This is a genomic window from Shewanella sp. SG41-4 (assembly GCF_014164505.1).
Lineage (GTDB): Bacteria > Pseudomonadota > Gammaproteobacteria > Enterobacterales > Shewanellaceae > Shewanella.
Genome location: NZ_JACJFI010000670.1, coordinates 1 through 1,060, shown reverse-complemented (window position 1 = coordinate 1,060; position 1,060 = coordinate 1). Strand labels below are relative to the sequence as shown.

Annotated in this window: 1 protein-coding gene and 2 tRNA genes; 2 read left to right on the top strand and 1 reads right to left on the bottom strand. The window is 41.5% G+C overall.

All coding sequences use genetic code 11. The features are described 5' to 3' along the window. The coding region (locus H5202_RS23160) for a THUMP domain-containing protein (RefSeq protein WP_259397464.1) at positions 1–497 on the bottom strand (497 nt) is incomplete at its 3' end. A gap of 295 nt (positions 498–792) precedes the next feature. Here H5202_RS23160 and H5202_RS23155 point away from each other — a divergent pair. Next, positions 793–868 (top strand) — tRNA-Met (locus H5202_RS23155). Positions 869–912: 44 nt separating this feature from the next. Continuing rightward, positions 913–1,008, top strand: a tRNA-OTHER gene (locus tag H5202_RS23150). The last annotated feature ends 52 nt before the right edge of the window (positions 1,009–1,060 follow it).

Genomic DNA, 1,060 nt, shown 5'->3' with positions numbered 1-1,060 from the left:
GAACGGTATCCGCGTTGGTGTAAAGAAGCGCCTGAGAAATTCATCGAAATAGTCAGTTGACCATTACGATAATGGGCATCAATTTTAAAATCTGGATTGACACGTTCTACATCTGGACGAGGAGTGCCATCATCACGAAAACGGTCAACTACAGCGTCTTTAATTTTCAGTGCACCAAATTGAGTGTTATTAATGAAACCACCCGTGCCATGAAAATCAATACTGAAGGTTTTTTTATAGGAAAAATGCGATGGCCAATCAATGCAGTATGCTGCGTTATAAAGTTGCTCTGCAGAATCACACGCTCCTTTATAGATGACTAATACGATACGGCTCGCTAAACGAGTCCATAATGTAATGCGATAAGCCAGCTCTAATGAAGCAGAAAAATATACTCCAGCAACACTTTCTTTAACGTCGGTTGCTCCGAACTCTTTAAGTTCAGAAGCAAGGCTATATTCGAAACCCTTCGGGGCTGCAGCAAAAAAATTAAACATGTATTAGTCAGTCATCGGTTACGCAAAATTCAGTGCAGCATTATACCTGCTCAAACACATAACCCCAACGACTTATCGAAATGGACAGTTAAAATCCCTAATTTTTGGGTTAATTTGGCAATATCGTACGATAAAGCAGTGACTCGCTTATTTTACCAGCAAACAAATAGCTATCGCCTAGATTTAACTTGCAAATATAAACGGGGATCGCTATAGTTCGCCCCGCTTTGAAGCAGACCGTTAAACACGCTAACCAGCCAGTTTAATAAGACGAATCAAAGCAGCGTCAATCGGACGCGGGATGGAGCAGTTGGTAGCTCGTCGGGCTCATAACCCGAAGGTCGTAGGTTCAAGTCCTACTCCCGCAACCATTTCTTTAGTCAATAGAATAAAAACAATTGATAGCGTTTTCGGACGCGGGATGGAGCAGTTGGTAGCTCGTCGGGCTCAGCTTTTTATTAATAAAGAGTCGAAGGTCGTAGTTTTTTATCAAGTCTTACTCCCACAACCATTTCTTTAGTCAATAGAAATAAAATAATTGATAGCGTTTTATCGGACGCGGG